This window comes from Roseovarius sp., assembly GCF_040223625.1.
In the GTDB taxonomy this organism is placed as follows: domain Bacteria; phylum Pseudomonadota; class Alphaproteobacteria; order Rhodobacterales; family Rhodobacteraceae; genus Roseovarius.
On record NZ_JAVKFX010000008.1, the window covers coordinates 118,023 to 136,777 of the forward strand.

An 18,755-nucleotide genomic window follows, 5' to 3' on the forward strand; every position below is an offset into this window, starting at 1 on the left:
AAATACTCAAACAGCGCAACGCCGGCCCCGCGCGATCACGCAACCGCATGGCGCCACCCGGCGGAGTAGTCGCCCGTCACCTGATGTTCCAACTGCCGCTCGATATCGCCGAGCAGCGACGACGCCCCGAAGCGGAAGAGGTCGGGCCGCAGCCAGCGGTCGCCCAGCTCCTCCTTGATCATCGAGAGGTAGACGATCGCGTCCTTCGCCTTGGATATCCCGCCCGCCGGCTTGTAGCCGACGCGCCAGCCGGTCAGGGCATGGTATTCGCGGATGGCGCGCAGCATCACCAGCGTGACCGGCAGGGTGGCGTTGACGCTTTCCTTGCCGGTCGACGTCTTGATGAAATCCGCCCCCGCCATCATGCAGACCAGCGAGGCGCGGGCAACGTTGCGGAGCGAGCCCAGCTCGCCGGTGGCGAGGATGGCCTTCACATGCGCTTCACCGCAAGCCTCGCGAAAGGCGCGCATTTCGTCATAGAGCGCCTGCCAGTTGCCGGTGAGGACGTGGCGGCGGGAAATGACGATGTCGATCTCGCGGGCGCCGGCGGCGGTGCTGGCCTCGATTTCCGCGACGCGCAGCGGGAAAGGCGAGAGGCCCGCCGGGAAGCCGGTGGAGACCGCTGCGACGGGGATGTTGGTGCCTTGCAGGGCGGCGACGGCGGGCGCGACCATCTCGTGATAGACGCAGACGGCGCCGACGGTGAGGCCGTCCATGCCCAGCGCCTCGAGCAGGTCGTGGCGCACCGGTTGGCGGGCCTTGGCGCAGAGGCGGCGAACGCGGCCCTCGGTGTCGTCGCCCGAGAGCGTGGTCAGGTCGATGCAGGAGATTGCCCGGCAGAGCCACGCCGTCTGGTGATCCTTCTTGACGGTGCGGCGGCCCGGCAGGGTTTTAGCGCGGCGTTCGATGGCCGAGGTGTTGGCCTGGACCGAGCGGAGCCAAGCCATATCCAGCGGCAGGCCCGCGTTGCGCGGCTCGACCGCCTGCGGCAGGTGCATCTGCGCGGGGTCGGTTTGCGTGGGTGAGGGGGCGTCTTGCGTGTCGCTCATGGGGGAAGCGTGGCACGGGGGCCGGGCCTTGGCAAGCGGGCCGCCACGGCAGGCCGCGACGGTTTCGGCGGGGGACTGCCGGACAAAATGAGAATAAGTCGCAACTGCATTGACTTTTTGCGAATGACTCGCATATTCATGAACCAGGGCAACCGAAAGGACCACGACTCATGCTGACCCTGCGACGTCATTTCCTTGGACTGATCCTTGCCGGTACGGCACTGGCCGCGGGCCCGCTGCACGCGGCGGAGGAGAAGATCGGCGTGGTCGCCACGACCGGCATGATCGCCGATGCCGCGCGGCAGGTGGGCGGCGATCTGGTCGAGGTGCAGGGGCTGATGGGCCCCGGTGTCGACCCGCATTCCTATCGCCAGACGCGCACCGATATCGTCGCGCTCACGCGCGCCGACCTCGTGCTGTGGCACGGGCTGTACCTCGAGGCGCAGATGGAAGAGCTGCTGCTGAAGCTCGGGGAGCGCGGCAATGTCGTCGCCGTGGGCGAGGCCGTGCCGGTGGACGAGCGGATCGGCCACGAGGATTACGAGAACAAGTTCGACCCCCACGTCTGGATGGTGCCGGAGCTGTGGGCGCACGTGGTGCGCGGGGTGGAAACGGCGCTGGCCGAGACCGCGCCGGAACATGCGGAGGTCTTCGCCGCGAATGCCGAGGCGCATCTTGCCGAGATCGAGCGGCTGGGCGCCTATGCGCGCGAGACGCTGGCCACCGTGCCCGAGCCCGCCCGCGTCCTGCTGACCGCGCATGACGCGTTCGGCTATTTCGGGCGGAGTTTCGGCTACGAGGTGATCGGCATCCAGGGCATCTCGACCGAGTCGGAAGCCGGGCTGGACCGGATCAGGACGCTGGTCGACATGCTGGTCGAACGGAAGATCGGGGCGGTGTTCGTGGAAAGCTCCGTTTCCGACCGGAACATGCGCGCGCTGGTCGAAGGCGCCGCGGCGCAGGGCCACGAGGTGAAGATCGGCGGCGAGCTGTTTTCCGACGCGATGGGCCAACCGGGCACCTACGAGGGCACCTATATCGGGATGATCGACCATAACGTGAGCACCATCGCCGGGGCGCTGGGGGGCGATGTGCCCGAGCGCGGCATGACCGGCAAGCTGGCGGCGGGGAGCTGAGGCGATGAACCTGACGCTTGCAGCAAAGGACGGGCGGAACCAGCCCCGCGATGAGGGACGGGCCGAAAGCCCGCTGGCGGTGCGGGGGCTGACCGTTTCGTATGGCGAGAAGCCGGCGGTGTTCTCGGTCGATGCGACGTTCCGGGCGGGGGCGATGACGGCGATCGTGGGCCCGAACGGGGCGGGGAAATCGACCCTGTTGAAGGCCGCGCTGGGGATCGTGCGGCCGCTGTCGGGGAAGGTCACGTGCTATGGTCAGCCATTGGCGAAGCAGCGGGGGCGGATCGCCTATGTGCCGCAGCGGGCGAGCGTGGACTGGGATTTCCCGACGCGGGTGCTCGACGTGGTGCTGATGGGGCTATACCGGCAGCTCGGATTGCTGGGCCGGGTGAATACGAAGCAGTTGCAGAGGGCGCTGGCCTGTCTCGACCGGGTGGGCATGAGCGATTTCGCCGACCGGCAGATCGGGCAGTTGTCCGGCGGGCAGCAGCAGCGGGTGTTCCTGGCCCGGGCACTGGCGCAGGGGGCGGACCTGTACCTGCTGGACGAGCCATTCGCCGGCGTGGATGCGGCGACGGAAAAGGCGATCATCGCCGTTTTGAAAGACCTCAAGGCGCAGGGCAAGACGGTGGTGGCGGTGCATCACGACCTGTCGACGGTGCCGGAATATTTCGACCGGGTGTTCCTGATCAACACCACGCGGGTGGCCGAGGGCACGGTCGAGGAGGCGTTCACCGAGGCGCATCTGCACGAGGCCTATGGCGGGCGGCTGGCGACGGCGCAGATGAACGTGGCGGGGTAGGTTTTCGATGGCTTGGACGTGGGACGATCCGTGCCCCGGCCCCCGAGCCGGGGCCTTGTGGCTGGCCCGAAGGCCCCGGGTCAGGCCCGGGGCGGGTTTGAGTTTGTATGGCGCTGACCATGCTGCTTGAGGCCCTCACCCTGCAACTTGGCTACAACGCCACGCTGGTGACCATCGGCGCGGCGCTGCTTGGTATTGCCGCCGGCGCCACCGGCACCTTTCTCTATGTCGGCAAGCGGGCGCTGGTCAGTGATGCGATCAGCCATGCGACGCTGCCGGGTGTCGGGCTGGCGTTCATCGCGATGGTGCTGCTGGGGGGCGACGGGCGGTTCCTGCCGGGGTTGCTGCTGGGCTCGGCCGTCTCCGCCGCGATCGGGCTCCTCTGCGTGAGCTGGCTGTCCACCCGCACGCGGCTGGCGGAGGATGCGGCGATCGGGGCGGTGCTGTCGGTGTTCTTCGGGCTGGGGATCGTGGTGTTGACGGTGATCCAGACGATGAGCTCCGGGCGGCAGGCGGGGCTGGAGACGTTCCTGCTGGGCTCGACCGCCGGGATGCTGTGGAACGACGCGGTGATCATTGCCGGGGGCGGGGCGCTGGTGCTGGCGCTGGTGGTGCTGTTGCGGCGGCCGATGACGCTGGTGGCGTTCGATTCCGAGTTCGCGGCCTCGACCGGCGTGAACGTGCGGCGGACCGATCTTGCGATGATGGGGCTGGCGCTGGCGATCACGGTGGTGGGGCTGAAGATCGTCGGGCTGATCCTGATCGTTGCGCTCTTGATCATCCCCGCCGTCGCGGCGCGGTTCTGGAGCGACCGGATGGGCCACGTGGTGGGCATCGCCGGGGCCATCGGCGGGGCCTCGGGCTGGATCGGCGCGTCGCTGTCGGCGACGGCGCCGGACCTGCCAACGGGGCCGATCATCGTAGTCGTCGCCACCGGTTTCTTCGCCCTCTCGCTGCTTTTCGCGCCGGGGCGCGGGGTGCTGGCCGCCGTGCTGCGGCACCGGCGGTTCCAGGCGCGGGTGCACGTGCGGCAGGGCCTGCTGGCGCTGGCGCAGGAACAGCCGATCTACGAGGGGCTGACACTGCGGCTGATGCGGCGGGCGGGACTTATCCGCGCCGATGGCGTCGCGACGGAGGCCGGGCGGGCCAAGGCCGCGCGCGCGCTGCTGGACGAGCGGCGCTGGCAATTGTTGCGCGCCGACCCGCGGCACGAGGCGGCCGCCGCACGGTATGACGGGCTGACGCCGCTGGAGACGCTTTTGACCGCGGACCAGATTGCCGAGCTTGACCGCTCGCTGAAACCGGAGGCGGCGACATGATGGGCCTGGAGTTCGTATCGCTGTCACTTCCGCCGCTGCTGATCGGGATCTTCGCGGCGATCGCCTGTGCCCTGCCGGGGAATTTCCTGTTGCTCCGGCGGCAGGCGCTGATCGGGGATGCGATCAGCCACGTGGTGCTGCCCGGCATCGTGCTGGCCTTCCTGGTGACGGGGGTTGTGTCCGCCTGGCCGATGCTTCTGGGCGCGGGGGCGGCGGCGCTGGTGACGGTGCTGCTGATCGAGATCATCCGCCGGGTGGGGAGGATCGAGCCGGGCGCGGCGATGGGGGTGGTGTTCACCGCGATGTTCGCGGGCGGCGTGCTGCTGCTGGAGCAGTCGGATACCTCGAGCGTGCATCTCGACGTGCAGCACGCGCTTTACGGCAATCTCGAAAGCCTGATCTGGCTGGACGGGTTGGGCTGGGCCTCGCTGCTGGACTGGGAGGCGCTGCAAGGCCTGCCGCCGGAGCTGCCGCGGATGTTCTTCACGCTGGTCTTCGTCTGCGGGTTCATGTTCCTGCTGTGGCGGCCGTTGAAGCTGTCGACCTTCGACGAGGGGTTCGCCCGGACGCTGGGCCTGCCGACCGGGCTGATCGGGCTATCACTGGTGGTGGTGGCGGCGATCGCGGCGGTGGCGGCGTTCGACGCGGTGGGCTCGATCATCGTGATCGCCATGTTCATCTGCCCGCCCGCCGCCGCGCGGATGATGACCAACCGGCTGGAGGCGCAGATCGGCTGGTCGGTGGGGTTCGCGACGCTGTCGGCGGTGCTGGGCTACGTGCTGGCCGGGTACGGGCCGCTGTGGCTGGGCGGACAGAACGCGGTGAGCGCGGCGGGGATGATCGCGACGGTGTCGGGGGTGATCCTTGGCGTGGCGGCGGTGGCGGGGCCCTGCCGGCATCGGGCGGGGGCCCCGGCCGGGTAGGGTGAGGCTCAGCCCGCGAAGAGGGCACGTCGCAGGAGGTTGAGACCCGCCAGCAGCAGAAGGATCAGGGTGAGCCGGCGGAAGGCGGCCTGGTCGATCCGGTCGTTGATGGCAAAACCCGCCCAGATGCCCAGCAGCGCCGGCGGCACCAGCAGGGCCGAGACCTTGAATGTCTCGGCATTGAGCACGCCCGAGGCGATGTGCGCGCCCAACAGCACCACGGCGCCGGCGCCATAGATCACGCCCTGCACCCGCAGATGCTCGGATTTCTCGGTGTCGAGGGCGGTGAGCAGCGCCACGGTGGGCGGGCCCCAGACGCCCGAGATGCCGCCGAAGAACCCCGCCACCGCCCCGGCGCCGTATTCCACCCGCGCGCCCGGCGGGCTGGGCAGGCGCAGCGGCCGGCCGGCCAGGGTGAGCCCGGCATACAGCGTCATCGGCACGCCGATCACCAGGAACAGCACACCGCTGGGGATCGAGGTGACAAGCTGAGCCGCGCAGACCATCAGCACGAACCCCGCCAGCAGGAACCGCCGGAAGCGGCGGACCGAGGCCCAGGCCGCCCCTGCCCCCTGCCGCAGCGCCTGCCAGAGGTTGGTGACCAGCGTCGGCAGGATCAGCCAGCCCAGCGCCACGTCGGGCGGCACCATCATGCTGAGCCCGGAGATCAGGATCATCGGCATGGCGAACCCGACCAGCCCCTTGACGAGGCCGCCCAGCAGGGCCACCGCGCAGGCGACGGCCAAGAGCTCTGGCGTAAGTGCGTCCATCGCCCCCCTCCTAGCACTTTCCCCGGCGGGCGCACGGGCTAATTCTGGTCTGGCGGCGGGACAGCGTGCTGCGGCTGCGGCATGAGGGCGCAAGATTAGAACAAAACCTGAGAGCATTCGGCATAATAGTTGCGCTGCACCTGCAAAGTGGCTAGGACGGGGCGACTTCGAGAAGGGGAACTGATTCATGGCTCATGACGGACAGGACAGCGTCACCGCGGACCCGGTCGTGCTGGACGACCTGCTGACCCTCACCGGCGCCGCCGTGGCACCCGCCGAAACCGTGCTGGAGGCCGCGAAGGAGGCCGTGCGCGGCATGGTCGTGGTCGATGGCCGCGTGTCGTCGCGCGCCGTCGAGGCGCATCAGAGCGCGGCGCACGGGCTGGCGTGGCTGGCGACCTACGTCGAAGCGCTGCGGCAGATGCAGAAATGGGCCGAGGGACTGAAGGAGGCGGGCAAGTTCGGCGAGGTCGAGCAACTCATTCACCAGATCGCCTTTGGCGAGTACCTGCACCAGATTGCCGGCGGCATCGCCATGAACCAGGGCGAGGTCGTGCGCCTGCAGGAGATGGGGCTTGGCTGGGACGCGCTGTCGGGGTTCCAGTGCAGCGAAGTGCAGACGCTGATGTCCCGCGGCAACAGCCAGGGCGCGCGCACGCGGCTTGTCGAGCTGATGCAGGAGCGCAGCGCCGAGATCACGGTGGGCGCCACCGGTCTCGATGAAGAGCTGGAGATGATCCGCGAACAGTTCCGCCGCTTCGCGCTCGACAAGGTGGAACCCCATGCCCATGACTGGCACCTCAAGGATGAGCTGATCCCGATGGAGATCATCGAGGAGCTGGCAGAAATGGGCGTGTTCGGCCTGACCATTCCCGAGAACCTTGGCGGGCTGGGACTGTCCAAGGCGTCGATGGTGGTGGTCTCGGAAGAACTGTCGCGCGGGTATATCGGTGTGGGCTCGCTTGGCACCCGGTCGGAGATCGCGGCGGAGCTGATCCTGGCCGGGGGCACGGACGCGCAGAAATCGCACTGGCTGCCGAAGATCGCCAGCGGGGAGATCCTGCCGACGGCCGTCTTCACCGAGCCCAACACCGGCTCGGACCTCGGCAGCCTGCGCACCCGCGCGGTGAAGGACGAGAATGGCGATTACAGCGTGACCGGCAACAAGACCTGGATCACCCACGCCGCGCGCACCCACGTGATGACGCTGCTGGCCCGCACGGACCCGTCGACCACCGATTACAAGGGCCTGTCGATGTTCCTGGCCGAGAAGACGCCGGGCACCGACGAAGACCCGTTCCCCACCGAGGGCATGACCGGGGGCGAGATCGAGGTGCTGGGCTATCGCGGCATGAAGGAATACGAGCTCGGCTTCGACAATTTCAAGGTCAAGGGCGAGAACCTGCTGGGCGGCGAAGAGGGCAAGGGCTTCAAGCAGCTCATGGAAACCTTCGAGAGCGCCCGCATCCAGACCGCCGCCCGCGCCATCGGCGTGGCGCAGTCGGCGCTGGACATCGCCATGCGCTATGCCGTCGACCGCAAGCAGTTCGGCAAATCGCTGATCGAGTTTCCGCGCGTGTCGGGCAAGCTGGCGATGATGGCGGTCGAGATCATGATCGCCCGGCAACTGACCTATTTCAGCGCGTGGGAGAAGGATAACGGCCACCGCTGCGACCTCGAGGCCGGGATGGCCAAGCTGCTGGGCGCCCGGGTGGCGTGGGCCGCGGCCGATAACGGGCTGCAGATCCATGGCGGCAACGGCTTCGCGCTGGAATATGCGATCAGCCGGGTGCTGTGCGATGCGCGGATCCTGAACATCTTCGAGGGCGCCGCCGAGATCCAGGCGCAGGTGATCGCGCGGCGGCTGCTGGGCTAGGGCGGCCCGATCGGCGAGACGGGATCAGGCATCATCCGGCGGGGTGATGCCTTTTTCTTCGAGTTCCGCCAGCGCCTCGTCCGACTTGCGCAGGCCCGCGTGGCCGGAGGCATCGAGCACGCCGCGCGTCTTGAGGAACTGGATATCCGGATAGGCCACCACCTCCACCCGGTTGCCCCAGGGGTCGAGGAAATCGAACCGCTTGTCGGACACGAAGGTGATCCCCGCCTCCTCCATCCGGGCGCGCAGCCCCTCGCGATCATCCACGACGAGCCCGAAATGGCGGTGGTTGTCGGTCGTGATCTCCTCCACCTCCATCAGGGCGAGGAACTGGTCGCCCATGTCGAGGAAGGCCGAGCCCTCGCCGCGCCCGCGCAGCTTGAAATCGAACCACTGGCCGTAGAAATCAAGCGCCTCCTCGATGTCACCCACTTCGAGGGCGACATGGTTGATGCCGACGAGCTTGGGGCGTTTGGCAGGCATGGGACAGCTCCGTTCCGCGGGGAGCTATAGTCTAGCGCGGAGGCGGCGCCCGTCCAGCCTGCGTCAGGGCGTCAGCAGCCGCCGGTAGAGCGTGTCGAGATAGGCGCTGGCGCCTTCAAGCACGTCCTGCCCTTCCATCAGCACCTGCAACTGGGCGTCGAAATCGGCGTAGTGCTGGGTCGTCGCCCAGATCGAGAAGATCAGGTGGCGCGGATCGACCGGCGCGATCCGCCCCTCGGCGACCCAGCCATCGATCATCGTGGCGGACTGTTCCAGCAAGGGCTTCAGCACGGTCTCGAGGTCCGGGCCCATGCGGGGCGCGCCGTGGATGATCTCGTTGGCGAAGAGACGGCTTTCGCGGGGAAACTCGCGGCTCATCTCGAGCTTGCGGTGCACGTATTGCAGCAGTTCCTCCAGCGGGTCGCCCTCGGGGTCGATCCTGCGCAGCGGATCAAGCCAGGTATCCATCAGCGCGTTGAGCAGGGTGACGTGAATCTCCTCCTTGCTGGAGAAGTAATAGAGGATGTTCGGCTTCGACAGCCCGGCCTCGGCCGCGATCTGGTCGAGCGTCGCGCCCCGGAACCCGTGTTGCGAAAACACCTCGAGCGCCGCGTCGAGAATGCGCTTGCGGTTCCGCCGCTGAATCCGGCTCGGTTTGGGGGTCGCCGCCGGCGCGCTGTCCTGCATCAGGGGTCCTTTCGTCCTCTGCCTGAATCTCTAGCATCATTGGCTTGCCACTGGCCAGTTCGGCGGGCTGTCGCACTCACGCCTTGACAGGGAAAGCCTCCTCCGCAATCGTAACTTGACCAAATGGTAAAAAAGCCAAAACCGCAAGAGCCCGGCCCGGAATTGCGCATCCGGCGCGACTCGGGCACCTTGGAGCGGTCAATAGCAAGGGGGATGATGCCATGGCGGCACCGGGCGAAAACCTGAAGATCAACGGCGACCGGCTCTGGGACAGCCTGATGGAGATGGCCAAAATCGGCCCCGGCGTGGCGGGCGGCAACAACCGACAGACCCTGACCGACGCGGATGCCGAAGGGCGCGCCCTGTTCCAGACATGGTGCGAGGCGGCGGGCTGTTCCATGGGGCTCGATGAAATGGGCAACATGTTCGCCCGGCGCGAGGGCACAGACCCCGACGCGCTGCCGGTCTACGTGGGCTCTCACCTCGACACCCAGCCCACGGGCGGCAAGTATGACGGCGTACTTGGCGTGCTGGCCGGGCTGGAACTGGTCCGCACCCTGAACGACCTGAATATCAAGACGAAACACCCGATCGTGGTGACCAACTGGACCAACGAGGAAGGCACGCGGTTCGCGCCCGCCATGCTGTCCTCGGGCGTGTTCGCCGGCATGCACACGCAGGAATTTGCCTACGGGCGCAAGGATGCCGAGGGCAAGAGCTTCGGCGACGAGCTGGAACGGATCGGCTGGAAGGGCGAGGAAAAGGTGGGCGACCGCAAGATGCACGCCTTCTTCGAGCTGCATATCGAACAGGGCCCGATCCTCGAGGCGGAGGAAAAGGATATCGGCGTCGTCACCCACGGGCAGGGCCTTTCGTGGACGCAGGTGACGATCACCGGCAAGGATGCCCATACCGGCTCGACCCCCATGCCGATGCGGAAGAATGCCGGGCTCGCCATGGCCCGCGTGCTGGAACTGGTCGAGGAGATCGCCCTGTCGCACGCGCCCGACGCCGTGGGCGCGGCAGGGCATATCGAGATCCACCCCAACTCGCGCAACGTGATCCCCGGCAAGGCGGTCTTCACCGTCGATTTCCGCTCGCCCCAGCTTGACGTGATCGAGGACATGGTGGCCCGGATGAAGGAGGGCGCGAAGAAGATCTGCGCCGACATGGGCTGCGAGGTGGAGTTCGAGAAGGCGGGCGGGTTCGACCCGGTGGAATTCGACGAGGGCTGCGTGACCGCCATCCGCAACGCCGCCGAACGGCTGGGCTATTCCCACCGCAACCTCGTCTCGGGCGCCGGGCACGACGCCTGCTGGATCAACCGCGTGGCGCCCACGGCCATGGTGATGTGCCCCTGCGTCGACGGGCTGTCGCATAACGAGGCCGAGGAGATATCGAAGGACTGGGCCACGGCGGGGGCGGACGTGCTGATGCATGCCGTCGTGGAGACGGCGGAGATCGTGGAGTAATTGGGGGCCAGCCCCCAAACCCCCGGGATATTTTGCCCAAGAAGAAGGCAGATACTCTGCGGGACAAACCAGGGAGTTAGACAATGACCACCAAAGTCATCAAGAACGGCACCGTCTGCACGGCAGACCGGACGTGGAAGGCCGACGTCCTGATCGAGGGCGAAACGATCAAGCAGATCGGCGAGGACCTCTCGGGCGACGAGTATATCGACGCCGAGGGCGCCTATGTCATCCCCGGCGGCATCGACCCGCATACGCACCTGGAAATGCCCTTCATGGGCACCACCGCCGCCGAGACCTTCGAGACGGGCACCTGGGCCGCGGCCTGTGGCGGGACGACCATGCTGGTCGATTTCTGCCTGCCGGGCGCCGATGGCTCGCTCAAGAACGCGATCAACGAGTGGCACCGCAAGTCGGGGCCGCAGATCTGCAGCGACATCGGCTACCACATCGCGGTGACCGGCTGGAACGAGACCATCTTCAACGAGATGAAGGACGCCGTGGACATGGGCGTCAACTCGTTCAAGCATTTCATGGCCTACAAGGGCGCGCTGATGATCGAGGATGACGAGATGTTCGCCTCGTTCAAGCGCTGCCGCGAACTCGGCGCGCTGCCGATGGTACATGCCGAGAACGGCGATATCGTCGCCGACCTCCAGCAGCAGATGCTGGAACAGGGCATCACCGGGCCCGAGGGCCACGCCTATTCGCGCCCGCCCGAAGTGGAAGGCGAGGCCGCCAACCGCGCGATCATGATCGCCGATGCGGCGGGCGTGCCGCTCTATATCGTGCACGTGAGCTGCGAGCAGGCGCATGAAGCCATCCGCCGCGCGCGGCAGAAGGGGATGCGGGTCTATGGCGAGCCGCTGATCCAGTTCCTGACGCTGGACGAGAGCGAGTATTTCAACAAGGACTGGGATCATGCCGCGCGCCGCGTCATGTCGCCCCCGTTCCGCGACAAGGAGAACCAGGACGGGCTGTGGAACGGGCTGTCCGCCGGGTCCCTGCAGGTGGTCGCGACCGACCACGCCGCCTTCTCGACCGAGCAGAAGCGGATGGGTGTGAACGATTTCACCAAGATCCCCAACGGCTCGAACGGGCTGGAGGAACGGCTCTCGGTGCTCTGGACCAAGGGCGTGGAAACCGGGCGCCTGACGCCGCAGGAGTTCGTGGCGGTGACCTCGACCAACGTCGCCAAGATCCTCAACATCTACCCCAAGAAGGGGGCGATCGTGGAAGGGGCGGATGCCGATATCGTGGTCTGGGACCCGAAGATTTCCAAGACCATCTCGGCGGCCAATCACCATTCGATCCTCGATTACAACGTCTTCGAGGGGTTCGAGGTGACGGCCAACGCCCGCTACACCATCTCGCGCGGCGAGGTGATCTGGGCCTGGGGCCAGAACTCGCAGCCGCAGCCCGGCCGCGGCCGTTTCGTGCCCCGCCCGGCCTTCCCCTCGGCGCATGCCGCGCTGTCGAAGTGGAAGGAGCTGACGGCGCCGAAGCAGATCCACCGGGACCCGATGAATATTCCGGCGGGGATCTGAGACGAACCGGCCGGTCCCGCCAGCGGGCGGGGGCGGCCCATTGACAACACCGGGCCAGCATGGGCGCAATCCGCCCCAGGCAAGCGGGGGAAAATACGTGACGGGAAATTCGGTCATCAGCGCAGAGAACCTCTCGCTGACCTTCGAGACAAATGACGGGCCGGTTCACGCGCTCAAGGACGTGACGCTGGACGTCCGGAAGGGCGATTTCGTCTCCTTCATCGGGCCCTCGGGCTGTGGCAAGACCACCTTCCTGCGCTGCATGGCCGATCTCGAGCATCCCACCGGCGGCACGATCACCGTCAACGGCGTCAGCGCTGCCGAGGCCCGGATGGCGCGGGCCTATGGCTATGTCTTCCAGGCGGCGGGGCTTTACCCGTGGCGCACCATCGGCGGCAACATCCGCCTGCCGCTGGAGATCATGGGCTACGGCAAGTCCGAGCAGGACCGGCGCATCGGCGAGGTGCTGGAACTGGTCGATCTGGCCGGGTTCGAGAAGAAATATCCCTGGCAATTGTCGGGCGGGATGCAGCAACGCGCCTCGATCGCGCGGGCGCTGGCCTTCGACGCCGATATCCTGCTGATGGACGAGCCCTTCGGCGCGCTGGACGAGATCGTGCGCGACCACCTCAACGAGCAGCTTCTGCAGCTCTGGGAGCGGACGGAAAAGACGATCTGCTTCGTCACCCACTCGATCCCCGAGGCGGTCTACCTGTCCACGCGCATCGTCGTCATGTCGCCGCGCCCGGGCCGGATCACCGACGTGATCGAAAGCCCCCTGCCCAAGGAGCGCCCGCTCGACATCCGCGACACGCCGGAATTCCTCGAAGTCGCGCACCGCGTCCGCGACGGTCTGCGCGCGGGGCACAGCTATGACGAGTAGCGCCCGCTCCTCCGCCCTTGCGGGCGGCGTCGCCGTTTGCCGGGGTGCCCCCGCCCTTTTGACGGGGCGGAGGACTTTCACCTTTCGCGGTCATCGGCTCTCCAGCCTGTACCGCTTTACCAGTAGAGCACCAAATCCTTTCATCTTTCTAAAAATACTCAATATCCCCGCTCTCGGCAGGCGGAGCGACTCGAGTATTTGTGGAAAGATGAAACACCGGGCGGGGGCAAGCTGATGCGGAATGCCGTGCCTGTCCTGACCGTGGTCGCCGTGATCTTCACCCTGTGGTACGGGGCGGCGGTCGTGCTGAACGCCCCATGGGCCTATGACAAGGCCAAGCGGGCCGACGTCACGCTGGGGTTCTCCGAACTGGTGGCCGACACCTGGAGCCAGGACAAGCCCAAGCTGCCCGCGCCGCACCAGGTGGCGGTGGAAATCTGGAACACCACCGGCGAGATGGTCAGGGACGGCCGCGCCTTTTCCAAGCGGTCGCTGATCTATCACGCGTGGGTCACCTTCTCCTCGACCATGCTGGGGTTCCTGCTGGGCACGGGGCTGGGCATCGCGCTGGCGGTGGGGATCGTCTACAACCGGACGATGGACATGAGCGTCATGCCATGGGTGATCGCCAGCCAGACCATCCCGATCCTCGCCATCGCGCCGATGATCATCGTGGTGCTGAACGCGGTGGGCATTTCGGGGCTGCTGCCCAAGGCGATGATCTCGATGTATCTCAGCTTCTTCCCGGTTGTGGTCGGTATGGTGAAGGGCTTGCGCAGCCCCGGGCCGATGCAGCTTGACCAGATGCGCACGTGGAACGCCTCGTCGTCGCAGACCTTCTGGAAGCTGCGCCTGCCCTCGTCGATGCCCTATCTCTTCACCTCGCTCAAGATCGCCATGGCGGCGAGCCTTGTCGGTGCCATCGTGGGCGAGCTGCCCACCGGCGCGGTGGCCGGCCTCGGCGCGCGGCTGCTGACCGGCAGCTATTATGGCCAGACCATCCAGATATGGAGCGCGCTGATCATGGCGGCGACGCTGGCCGCCGTTCTGGTGGGGCTCATCGGGCTGATGCAGCGGATCACGCTCAAGCGGATGGGGATGGCGGAATGATGTGGGTGATTGCAGGTCTCGCCGCGTGGGCGCTGGGGTGGTGGCTCAACCACGTGCTGTCGCACCGGCCGCGCACCCGCTTCACCCGGTTGGCCGTGCCGGTGATCTTCGGGGTGACCGTGATCGTGGTCTGGGAATGTATCGTGCGGGGGTTCGACATCCCGACCGTGCTTTTGCCCGCGCCGACCCAGATCGCCGCGCGTTTCGCCGCCTCCACCGGCATCCTGTGGCAGGATTTCGTGCAGACCGCCATCAAGGGCGCACTGACCGGCTATATCCTCGGCTGCGGGGCCGCCGTGCTGCTGGCCATCGCCATCGACCGCTCGCCCTTCCTCAAGCGCGGGCTGCTGCCGGTGGGCAATTTCGTGGCTGCCCTGCCCATCGTCGGCACCGCGCCGATCCTGGTGATGTGGTTCGGCTTCGACTGGCAGTCGAAGGCGGCAGTCGTCGTGGTGATGGTGTTCTTCCCGATGCTGGTGAACACCGTGCAGGGCCTGCAGGACACCGACGCGATGCAGCGCGACCTGATGCGCACCTATGGCGCAAGCTATTGGCAGACGTTGTTCAAGCTGCGCCTTCCCGCCGCCATGCCGTTCATCTTCAACGGGCTCAAGATCGCCACCACGCTGGCGCTGATCGGGGCCATCGTGGCCGAGTTCTTCGGCTCGCCGATCAAGGGCATGGGCTTTCGCATCTCGACCTCGGTCGGGCAGCTCTCGATGGATCTCGTCTGGGCCGAGATCGTGGTCGCCGCGCTGGCGGGCTCGGGCTTCTACGGCGGGGTTGCGCTGATCGAGAAGGCAATGACATTCTGGCACCCATCACAAAGGGGCCGGGCATAACCGGAAACCACAACAAGGGAGACGACAACAATGAAGAAACTCGCCACCACAATCGGCCTTGCGGCCGCGGGGCTTGTCGCCGGGATGGCGCAGGCCGCCGACGAGGTCACGATCCAGCTCAAATGGGTCACCCAGGCCCAGTTCGCGGGCTATTACGTGGCCCAGGACCAGGGCTTCTACGAAGAGGAAGACCTCGATGTCACGATCAAGCCGGGCGGCCCCGACATCGCGCCGGCGCAGGTGATCGCCGGCGGCGGCGCCGACGTGATCGTCGACTGGATGCCCTCGGCGCTGGCCAGCCGCGAGAAGGGGCTCGACCTCGTCAACATCGCCCAGCCGTTCAAGAGCTCGGGCATGATGCTGACCTGCCGCAAGGATACCGGCGTCGAAGGCCCGGAAGACTTCAAGGGCAAGACGCTGGGCGTCTGGTTCTTCGGCAACGAATACCCGTTCCTGAGCTGGATGAGCCAGCTCGGCATTCCCACCGAGGGCGGCGAGGACGGGGTGACCGTGCTCAAGCAGGGCTTCAACGTCGACCCGCTGCTTCAGGGCCAGGCGGCGTGCATCTCGACCATGACCTATAACGAGTACTGGCAGGTCATCGACGCGGGCCTCACCCCCGAGGAGCTGGTCGTCTTCAAATACGAGGACCAGGGTGTCGCCACGCTGGAAGACGGGCTCTACGTGCTGGGCGAGAACCTCGAGGATCCGGAGTTCGCCGACAAGATGGTGCGCTTCGTCCGGGCCTCGATGAAGGGCTGGAAATGGGCCGAGGAGAATCCGGAAGAGGCGGCGATGATCGTGCTCGACAACGACGCCACCGGCGCCCAGACCGAGAAGCACCAGAAGCGGATGATGGAAGAGGTCGCCAAGCTGACCGCCGGCTCGAACGGGGCGCTCGACCCGGCCGATTTCGAGCGGACGGTCGAATCGCTGCTGTCCGGCGGCTCAGCCCCGGTGATCACCGAGCATCCGGGTGACGACGCCTGGACCCATGCCATCACCGACGAGGCGCTCAACTAAAGCGTGATTCCGCAACACGCGCGACAGGCCCTGGCCGGAAACGGCTCAGGGCCTGTTTTTTGTGCGGTAGCCCTTCGCCACATTCCCGCCACATTGGCACGGGTTGCGACGGCGCGCCAGGGCCACACCACATGTTGTGGCGGCGTGTTCCCGCGCTTGAATAACTCTTTTAAATGACGGCTTTATTCGAATTCCGCCTTGTGTTACCAATTAACGTATAAAGCAAAAAACCCGACAAAAGTGCGGGACGAGGCAGAGAAGAGCAGGTTCATGAGAGCCCGGAACAAACAGCCGGTCCGGTGGGGGCTTGTGGCGTTGGCCGCCCTCTGGATGATGGTCATAGTCCCCCTAAGCGCCGCGGCGGCCCCCTACGCCGCCTTCGTGATGGATGCCCGGTCGGGCGAAGTTCTGCATGCCCGCAACGCGGACACGCGGCTTCACCCGGCATCCCTCACCAAGATGATGACACTGTACATCGTGTTCGAGGCCGTCGAGAACGGCGAGATCGGGCTCGACGACCAGGTCAAGATATCCAGCCACGCCGCCAGCGAGCCGCCCAGCAAGCTGGGCCTGCGCGCCGGGCAGAACATTCGCCTGCGCTACCTGATCCGTGCAGCCGCCGTGAAGTCGGCCAATGACGCGGCCACCGCGCTTGGCGAGGCGATCGAGGGGTCCGAGGCGCGGTTCGCGGCGCGGATGAACCGCACCGCCAAGGCGCTCGGCATGAAGAACACCACCTTCAAGAACGCCCACGGGCTGACCGAATCCGGGCACCAGTCGACCGCCCGCGACATGACGATCCTCGGGCGGCACCTGTTTTTCGACTATCCCGAGTATTACAACCTGTTCTCGCGGATCACGGCGGATGCGGGGGTGCGCAAGGTCTACCATACCAACCGCAAGCTGCTGAGCAGCTACAAGGGCGCCGACGGGATCAAGACGGGCTATACCCGCGCCGCTGGCTTCAACCTGACCGCCAGCGCCGAGCGCGGCGGCAAGCGCATCATCGCCACCGTTTATGGCGGCCGCTCGACCGCCACGCGCAACGCAAAGGTTGCGGAATTGCTCGACCTCGGTTTTGCCGAGGCGAAGACCCATGTCGCCCTGAACAAGCCCTCGAAGCCGCCCTACATGGGCAAGATCAACGGCGACGACGTGCCCGGCGGTGTCGGCAAGGTCGTGCGGCTGGCCAGCGCCGCGGCGGTCAAGAGCAGCCTGAGGCCGGTCATGCGCCCCGTGCCCGAGGAACCGGCGCCGGTGCTGGTGGCCGACAAGGCGGATATCGAGAACGCGATCCTAGCCGCGCAGGAGGTTGCGCTGGCAGAGCCCGAGACCGAGCCCGAGCGTAATACCGCCGAGGCGGAAGAGGCCGAGCTCGTGCCCGAGCCCGGCTCGGAGATGCTGACCGCCGCGCTGGACGTGAACCCGGATGTCACCCCCGAGCTGCGCCCCGAAAGCATCGTCCTCGCCTCGCGCGAGGTCGGCACGCCCAGGGGCGACCCCGAGCAGGAGATCGTCGAGCGCGTCTCAACCTCCGGCGGGCGGCACTGGGGTATCACCGTGGGCCGCTACCCGAGCCAGTACAAGGCCCGCAAGGTGCTGCTGCAGATCGCGCTCAACGAGATGTCGACGCTCGACGGCAGCCTGCGCAAGGTGCTCAAGCGCAACAGCGGCTACGACGCCAATTTCATGGGCATGACCCGCGAGACGGCCGAACTGGCCTGTCGCCGGCTTCAGGCCAAGAAGATCACCTGTTTCATGATCGAGCCGACGGGGTAGCCCCCCGTCGGTCGAACCGGTCTCCCCTACGAAGGACCGGAGAAGACCACGCATTGCCCTAACCGGAATGCGCACCTCCCGGACGCGGCCCCCACCGCCGCGTCCGGGAACTTTGCTTTCCGCCCCGGCGTTCTATCTTACAGCTGTATGCCGCTGGGAGGTTGCCATGCTGAAACGTTTCCCCTTCATTCTCGTCCTCGCGATGGCCACGTCCGGCCCCGCGGCCGCCGCCGACACGACGGCCATGTGCCTTGACCAGACCGGCACCGACGATGCCCAGTGCCAATGCGCCACCCAGGCCCTGGCCGAGGAGATCGGCGAGGAAGACGCCGACATGTACAACGCCGTCGGCGTGCTCTACCTCGACGGCAAGGCCAACGGCCAAGAGGAAGAGGCCGCGTGGGACGCGGCGATCGAAACGGTGGCGGGGCAGAACGACACCGACCAGGCGGAGCTGCTCGAGCGGATGAACTCCGCGCGCGAGGCGCATGGCGAGGCGATCGAAAGCTGCGAGTGACCGGGCCCCTGCCCTATGATCCGTGCGATAGGATGTTGACCAGCTTGCCCGCCGGGTCGCGCAGGTAGAACCGCCGCACGCCCCACGGCTCGTCCGTCAGGTCATAGGCGATGTCGCAGCCCATCTCCCGCGCCCTTGCATGGATGGCATCCACATCCTCCACCTCGATCGAGAGATCCGGCACCGGCGTGCCCGACCCGCCCTCCGACATGATGCTCACCTGCGTCAGCGCCTGCGCGCCCGAGGCCAGCGTCGCGATCCAGCCCATGTCCATCGCCGCCTCCAGCCCCAGCAGCTCGGCATAGAACGCCCGTACCTCCGCCACGCGTTCCGTGGCGATGTTGGCGACGATCCGCTTGACGGTCATGGCCTTCCCCTATTGCTTGGGCTTGTCGTCATACTCGTCCGACAGGATACGCCGGGCGTCGCCCTCGGGGTCGTCATACTGGTTGGTCTTCACCGTCCAGATGAAGAAAGCCAGCCCCAGCCCGCCCATGATCAGCGAGATCGGGATGAGATAGGCGAGAATGGTCATGG

Annotated in this window: 19 protein-coding genes; 13 read left to right on the forward strand and 6 right to left on the reverse strand. The window is 66.8% G+C overall.

The features are described 5' to 3' along the window. Positions 1-35: 35 nt before the first annotated feature. A complete protein-coding gene (gene deoC, locus RLN94_RS02570) occupies positions 36-1,049 on the reverse strand; it encodes a deoxyribose-phosphate aldolase (RefSeq protein ID WP_350130585.1) in 1,014 nt (337 codons plus the stop codon). A 170-nt stretch (positions 1,050-1,219) separates the two neighbouring features. Here deoC and RLN94_RS02575 point away from each other — a divergent pair, with 170 nt between their 5' ends. From RLN94_RS02575 to RLN94_RS02590, 4 genes are all read left to right on the forward strand, one after another. After that, on the forward strand, positions 1,220-2,185 hold the full coding sequence (locus RLN94_RS02575) for a metal ABC transporter solute-binding protein, Zn/Mn family (RefSeq protein WP_350130586.1): 966 nt from the start codon (positions 1,220-1,222) through the stop codon (positions 2,183-2,185). A gap of 4 nt (positions 2,186-2,189) precedes the next feature. Further along, positions 2,190-2,987, forward strand: coding sequence for a metal ABC transporter ATP-binding protein (locus RLN94_RS02580; protein WP_350130587.1), 798 nt, complete (start codon positions 2,190-2,192; stop codon positions 2,985-2,987). A gap of 119 nt (positions 2,988-3,106) precedes the next feature. After that, positions 3,107-4,306, forward strand: coding sequence for a metal ABC transporter permease (locus RLN94_RS02585; protein ID WP_350130588.1), 1,200 nt, complete (start codon positions 3,107-3,109; stop codon positions 4,304-4,306). After that, positions 4,303-5,229 (forward strand): metal ABC transporter permease, encoded by a 927-nt coding sequence (locus RLN94_RS02590; RefSeq protein ID WP_350130589.1) that lies wholly within the window; start codon positions 4,303-4,305, stop codon positions 5,227-5,229. The genes RLN94_RS02585 and RLN94_RS02590 overlap by 4 nt, the downstream gene beginning before the upstream one ends. A gap of 8 nt (positions 5,230-5,237) precedes the next feature. On the opposite strand, the gene RLN94_RS02595 is transcribed toward RLN94_RS02590, so the two are convergent. Next, positions 5,238-5,999 (reverse strand): sulfite exporter TauE/SafE family protein, encoded by a 762-nt coding sequence (locus RLN94_RS02595; RefSeq protein ID WP_350168498.1) that lies wholly within the window; start codon positions 5,997-5,999, stop codon positions 5,238-5,240. A gap of 187 nt (positions 6,000-6,186) precedes the next feature. On the opposite strand from RLN94_RS02595, the gene RLN94_RS02600 reads away from it, so the two are divergent. Then, on the forward strand, positions 6,187-7,875 hold the full coding sequence (locus tag RLN94_RS02600; protein ID WP_350130590.1) for an acyl-CoA dehydrogenase family protein: 1,689 nt from the start codon (positions 6,187-6,189) through the stop codon (positions 7,873-7,875). Positions 7,876-7,899: 24 nt separating this feature from the next. Here the strand turns inward: RLN94_RS02600 and RLN94_RS02605 are convergent, their stop codons facing one another. Both RLN94_RS02605 and RLN94_RS02610 read right to left on the reverse strand, forming a co-directional pair. After that, complete coding sequence (locus RLN94_RS02605; protein WP_350130591.1) at positions 7,900-8,358, reverse strand: VOC family protein; 459 nt, start codon at positions 8,356-8,358, stop codon at positions 7,900-7,902. Between the two features lie 63 nt (positions 8,359-8,421). Then, positions 8,422-9,045, reverse strand: coding sequence for a TetR family transcriptional regulator C-terminal domain-containing protein (locus RLN94_RS02610; protein ID WP_350130592.1), 624 nt, complete (start codon positions 9,043-9,045; stop codon positions 8,422-8,424). Between the two features lie 221 nt (positions 9,046-9,266). Between RLN94_RS02610 and RLN94_RS02615 the strand changes: the two genes are divergently transcribed. From RLN94_RS02615 to RLN94_RS02650, 8 genes are all read left to right on the forward strand, one after another. Beyond that, positions 9,267-10,517, forward strand: a complete 1,251-nt coding sequence (locus RLN94_RS02615; protein WP_350130593.1) for a Zn-dependent hydrolase — start codon at positions 9,267-9,269, stop codon at positions 10,515-10,517. 83 nt (positions 10,518-10,600) lie between these two features. After that, entirely contained in the window at positions 10,601-12,064 is a 1,464-nt protein-coding gene (gene hydA / locus RLN94_RS02620; protein ID WP_350158568.1) for a dihydropyrimidinase, read from the forward strand. A 97-nt stretch (positions 12,065-12,161) separates the two neighbouring features. After that, positions 12,162-12,947: an ABC transporter ATP-binding protein gene (locus RLN94_RS02625; protein ID WP_350130594.1), complete on the forward strand. Its 786-nt coding sequence runs from the start codon at positions 12,162-12,164 to the stop codon at positions 12,945-12,947. A 234-nt stretch (positions 12,948-13,181) separates the two neighbouring features. Next, on the forward strand, positions 13,182-14,057 hold the full coding sequence (locus RLN94_RS02630; RefSeq protein WP_350130595.1) for an ABC transporter permease: 876 nt from the start codon (positions 13,182-13,184) through the stop codon (positions 14,055-14,057). Next, a complete protein-coding gene (locus RLN94_RS02635) occupies positions 14,054-14,899 on the forward strand; it encodes an ABC transporter permease (protein WP_350130596.1) in 846 nt (281 codons plus the stop codon). Before RLN94_RS02630 ends, RLN94_RS02635 begins: the two co-directional genes overlap by 4 nt. A gap of 30 nt (positions 14,900-14,929) precedes the next feature. Further along, on the forward strand, positions 14,930-15,922 hold the full coding sequence (locus RLN94_RS02640) for an ABC transporter substrate-binding protein (protein WP_350130597.1): 993 nt from the start codon (positions 14,930-14,932) through the stop codon (positions 15,920-15,922). Positions 15,923-16,192: 270 nt separating this feature from the next. After that, entirely contained in the window at positions 16,193-17,701 is a 1,509-nt protein-coding gene (locus RLN94_RS02645) for a D-alanyl-D-alanine carboxypeptidase family protein (protein ID WP_350130598.1), read from the forward strand. Positions 17,702-17,867: 166 nt separating this feature from the next. Further along, on the forward strand, positions 17,868-18,218 hold the full coding sequence (locus tag RLN94_RS02650) for a hypothetical protein (protein WP_350130599.1): 351 nt from the start codon (positions 17,868-17,870) through the stop codon (positions 18,216-18,218). A 13-nt stretch (positions 18,219-18,231) separates the two neighbouring features. On the opposite strand, the gene RLN94_RS02655 is transcribed toward RLN94_RS02650, so the two are convergent. Together RLN94_RS02655 and ccoS are read right to left on the reverse strand one after the other, a co-directional pair. Next, positions 18,232-18,585 (reverse strand): VOC family protein, encoded by a 354-nt coding sequence (locus tag RLN94_RS02655; RefSeq protein WP_350130600.1) that lies wholly within the window; start codon positions 18,583-18,585, stop codon positions 18,232-18,234. A gap of 9 nt (positions 18,586-18,594) precedes the next feature. Beyond that, positions 18,595-18,753 (reverse strand): cbb3-type cytochrome oxidase assembly protein CcoS, encoded by a 159-nt coding sequence (gene ccoS / locus RLN94_RS02660; protein WP_300893740.1) that lies wholly within the window; start codon positions 18,751-18,753, stop codon positions 18,595-18,597. Positions 18,754-18,755: the final 2 nt, after the last annotated feature.

Bases quoted from the DNA above. Each gene is read 5' to 3' on its own strand.
- RLN94_RS02635 (WP_350130596.1), top strand. From the start codon at position 14,054: ATGATGTGGGTGATTGCAGGTCTCGCCGCGTGGGCGCTGGGGTGGTGG.
- RLN94_RS02645 (WP_350130598.1), top strand. From the start codon at position 16,193: ATGAGAGCCCGGAACAAACAGCCGGTCCGGTGGGGGCTTGTGGCGTTG.
- RLN94_RS02580 (WP_350130587.1), top strand. From the start codon at position 2,190: ATGAACCTGACGCTTGCAGCAAAGGACGGGCGGAACCAGCCCCGCGAT.
- RLN94_RS02610 (WP_350130592.1), bottom strand. From the start codon at position 9,045: ATGCAGGACAGCGCGCCGGCGGCGACCCCCAAACCGAGCCGGATTCAG.
- ccoS (WP_300893740.1), bottom strand. From the start codon at position 18,753: ATGACCATTCTCGCCTATCTCATCCCGATCTCGCTGATCATGGGCGGG.
- RLN94_RS02640 (WP_350130597.1), top strand. From the start codon at position 14,930: ATGAAGAAACTCGCCACCACAATCGGCCTTGCGGCCGCGGGGCTTGTC.
- RLN94_RS02590 (WP_350130589.1), top strand. From the start codon at position 4,303: ATGATGGGCCTGGAGTTCGTATCGCTGTCACTTCCGCCGCTGCTGATC.
- RLN94_RS02575 (WP_350130586.1), top strand. From the start codon at position 1,220: ATGCTGACCCTGCGACGTCATTTCCTTGGACTGATCCTTGCCGGTACG.
- RLN94_RS02615 (WP_350130593.1), top strand. From the start codon at position 9,267: ATGGCGGCACCGGGCGAAAACCTGAAGATCAACGGCGACCGGCTCTGG.
- RLN94_RS02595 (WP_350168498.1), bottom strand. From the start codon at position 5,999: ATGGACGCACTTACGCCAGAGCTCTTGGCCGTCGCCTGCGCGGTGGCC.
- RLN94_RS02600 (WP_350130590.1), top strand. From the start codon at position 6,187: ATGGCTCATGACGGACAGGACAGCGTCACCGCGGACCCGGTCGTGCTG.
- RLN94_RS02650 (WP_350130599.1), top strand. From the start codon at position 17,868: ATGCTGAAACGTTTCCCCTTCATTCTCGTCCTCGCGATGGCCACGTCC.
- RLN94_RS02605 (WP_350130591.1), bottom strand. From the start codon at position 8,358: ATGCCTGCCAAACGCCCCAAGCTCGTCGGCATCAACCATGTCGCCCTC.
- hydA (WP_350158568.1), top strand. From the start codon at position 10,601: ATGACCACCAAAGTCATCAAGAACGGCACCGTCTGCACGGCAGACCGG.
- RLN94_RS02630 (WP_350130595.1), top strand. From the start codon at position 13,182: ATGCGGAATGCCGTGCCTGTCCTGACCGTGGTCGCCGTGATCTTCACC.
- RLN94_RS02655 (WP_350130600.1), bottom strand. From the start codon at position 18,585: ATGACCGTCAAGCGGATCGTCGCCAACATCGCCACGGAACGCGTGGCG.
- deoC (WP_350130585.1), bottom strand. From the start codon at position 1,049: ATGAGCGACACGCAAGACGCCCCCTCACCCACGCAAACCGACCCCGCG.
- RLN94_RS02585 (WP_350130588.1), top strand. From the start codon at position 3,107: ATGCTGCTTGAGGCCCTCACCCTGCAACTTGGCTACAACGCCACGCTG.